At 58.3% G+C, this 2,822-nt stretch carries 5 protein-coding genes; all 5 read right to left on the reverse strand.

What is annotated here, in order from left to right:
* Positions 1-219: hypothetical protein (locus VBE63_RS26830; RefSeq protein WP_323686058.1), on the reverse strand; the 219-nt coding region annotated here is incomplete at its 3' end.
* Between the two features lie 398 nt (positions 220-617).
* Positions 618-908, reverse strand: a complete 291-nt coding sequence (locus tag VBE63_RS26835) for a hypothetical protein (RefSeq protein WP_323686059.1) — start codon at positions 906-908, stop codon at positions 618-620.
* Positions 901-1,170 carry a nucleotidyltransferase family protein gene (locus tag VBE63_RS26840; RefSeq protein ID WP_323686060.1) on the reverse strand — a complete coding sequence of 90 codons (270 nt, stop codon included), beginning with the start codon at positions 1,168-1,170 and terminating at the stop codon, positions 901-903. The genes VBE63_RS26835 and VBE63_RS26840 overlap by 8 nt, the downstream gene beginning before the upstream one ends.
* Positions 1,171-1,261: 91 nt before the next feature.
* A complete protein-coding gene (locus tag VBE63_RS26845) occupies positions 1,262-1,453 on the reverse strand; it encodes a hypothetical protein (protein WP_323686061.1) in 192 nt (63 codons plus the stop codon).
* Between the two features lie 76 nt (positions 1,454-1,529).
* Positions 1,530-2,681 carry a restriction endonuclease subunit S gene (locus tag VBE63_RS26850; protein ID WP_323686062.1) on the reverse strand — a complete coding sequence of 384 codons (1,152 nt, stop codon included), beginning with the start codon at positions 2,679-2,681 and terminating at the stop codon, positions 1,530-1,532.
* Positions 2,682-2,822: the final 141 nt, after the last annotated feature.

The following is a 2,822-nucleotide window of genomic DNA, read 5'->3' on the forward strand; positions in this document are numbered from 1 at the left end:
ATAGGCCGGCTCCGGCAAGCCCGGATTCAGCCGCTCCAGCGCCGCGCGCAGTGGACGCGTGAGTACCATCTCATGGTCGGACAAACGCCCGAGCAGGCTGTCCGGCCCGAAGTCCTCCTGGTTGAAGGCGAACACCGATTCCCAACCGAGCTGCTGTTGCAGATAGTCGGCCGTGGTCTGCTGGACCAGCGTGTCTTCGGTGTAAGGGGCGGGGCTCATATCCCTGGCTCCGGGGGCTTGCGAATGGTCTGATGCTCACAACGAGGTTTGTGTACGCTCAAACGGGCTCTGCCGTTCACAAACGCTGCCTGATCGTTCTTGCTGGTGACGAGCCCACCTCTGGCGCGACCACTGGAGTTGCTGCCCTCGCTCCCACGCTGGAGCGTGGGAGCCAGCAGGACAGGTCCGGTAGATGCGAGCGTTATCACCCACTGGCCTCTTTGATATTAACCTGCGCTGCAACTTATCGACTTGAGCATCTTGTTGATTATAAAGTGGTACGAGTCGATTTATCGACATCCTGAGGTAGCCGTTTCGACGTATTCGAGCAAGCTACGGCGATAACTTCTCCGCACCCGGCCAGTACTTGCGTCCCCGTTTCTCGCCGGTGGACGAGATCAACCCCTTGTCACGTAGGCGATCGAGGGCGCCGTGCCAAAACGTTGCCGCCGCGACGCATCGCCGAGCAACAGTACGCCAAGGTTCGTCAATGACTCCCCCGTGCTGAGCCTATAGTGCCGAACCAGCTCAAGCGCCGACTTCTCCTTCACCGACGCCTTGACCCGATCGGACGCCCGAATGGTCGCGACAAAGTCGGGACCGGTGATGCGGCTGGCGCGGTCGCCGATCTTCCGCAGAGCGCCGTCGATCTGGCGAAGGATCTCCAGCGCTAGGGATTGGTCATACATCGAACCCCTCACGCTCGATTCGAGACATCAGGTCGGGGTTCATCCGCTCACGGAGCCGCACGATATCGACGTGCCGATGAACCCGACCCTCGATCGCGTCCTTGAGATGGACCAAGAGATAGGGGTTGGCCGTTTCCATGCGCACATAGACATCCAAATCGCTCTCGCCAGTCTCGGTATTACGCGCAAAAGAACCAAACACACCCATGGACAGCAGACCCCGGGAGCGCCACTCGGATTTCAGGTCACGGAGTGCGGCCAAGACGCTATTTCGACACACCTTTTTTGCAGTAGGTGAAGATTCATCGACTTGCATAGGCTTACCGCTCCGCCAACTCTAGGATATCGGAGATTTAATCCGGTTCTGAACGATCCTGCTCGGGCTGCCCGTTGGTGTCGGGCGCAGCCTGATCCGCCACCACGGGCTCAAGACCCGCCTCGCGTGCTTGGCGTTGCGCCTTGATCGCGGCGCGCCTCAGAGCGATCTCGGCATTGTGAAAATCCGGGTCATCAAGGCGATGAACGGTCTGGGTATTCTCATGCATGCTTGTCTCCCTCGTCGATTAATCGCGACCTATCCCGCGCCCTTGGGTCCGGCAATGATCAGGATGTGTGTTTCCGTCATACGGTGATCTCGCCGTTCATGAGGCGGGGGAGGAGTAGGTCGCGGGCGGCGCGGAGCTTCTCGTTCGCCTGATTGAGCTTATCCATTTGCTGATGCATCGGCGAAACGGCATCAAGAAACTCACGGTGAAGGATCTCTGGCGGGAAAAGCAGATTTCTGCTGTGCGCGAAGTCACGGTTGAGCCCTGGTACCGCGACATCGGTGCTGATGAAGTGCATGTGCGCCAGTGCATGGTAAAGGTAAAAGTCGCTGGAATCTGCGTCAATAAAGTAAACGGTATCAATCGGATAGAAGTCGCAGCTTGACCAGTAAACGCTGCCGACATTTCCTTTCCGGCCAACGATAATTCCCGGCCCCTTGACGAACGGCTTCTCGTGAGTCCCCACGATCCCGCTCGAACCGTAGACCGGATATGAACCATCGACGCGGCTATCGGCCTTCAACGCCTTGCCGTACTTCAGCGTCACGTGCTCCCCAAGCGGTTTCTTCTCCCACCCCTCCGGCACGCCGTCGGTGATGGTGACGTGCTCGTGGCCGGGGAAGCGGAGGTGGACGAACCACTCCTTGTAGAGCAGCCGCGCCGCCTGCTCCAGTAACTGAATCCGTCGCCGGTTGTTCTCGATCAGGTCGTCGTAGGCGGAGAGGATTGAGGCGATGCGGGATTGTTCGTCCAGGCTGTTGGGAACTCGAACAACGCACTGCTTGATCCGGTCTGGAGAAGTATGCCGGACGGTTGCCCCACTTGCTGAGCCTCGCACCTGTGCGCGGTAACCTTTGGTATTCAGAAGATAGTAGAGAAACGCCTTCTGAATCCGCGACGTGTCTTTCAGGGAGATCAGTCCTAAACGCTGGTTGTGAAGGAAGCGGTCATCTTCCGGAATTATGAACGCTCCGCCCAGGATGGGCGCGGTGTTCACCAGATCGGTCATAACGACAAGTAAGTCTCCTGCTGCAAGCAGGAAGTCCGCCGGAACCTCTCCCGAATAATACTTTTCCTTGTCTCCCTTGAGCTTGAGGCCACCGGTTTCATGGCAATTTCCGGGAGTCAGAAGAATGTATTTCCCCTCGTCGGTGAAATACTTGCTCTTGAACGCGAAGCCATGCTTTATGTCGATCAACTCGCCGAGCCTTACCGCACGCCAGCTCACACCCCCAACTCCTCAAAGTTCCTCTTGATCGTCGCGGCCAACCCCGCCGCCTCGGCATTGAGATCCTCCAACTCCACATGGATCTCCCGCAACACCTCCTCGAAGTCGAAGTCTGCATCCTCCTCCTCGGGGGCGACACCC

Origin of the sequence: Lamprobacter sp. (genome assembly GCF_034860625.1) — a bacterium.
Classification (GTDB): domain Bacteria; phylum Pseudomonadota; class Gammaproteobacteria; order Chromatiales; family Chromatiaceae; genus Lamprobacter.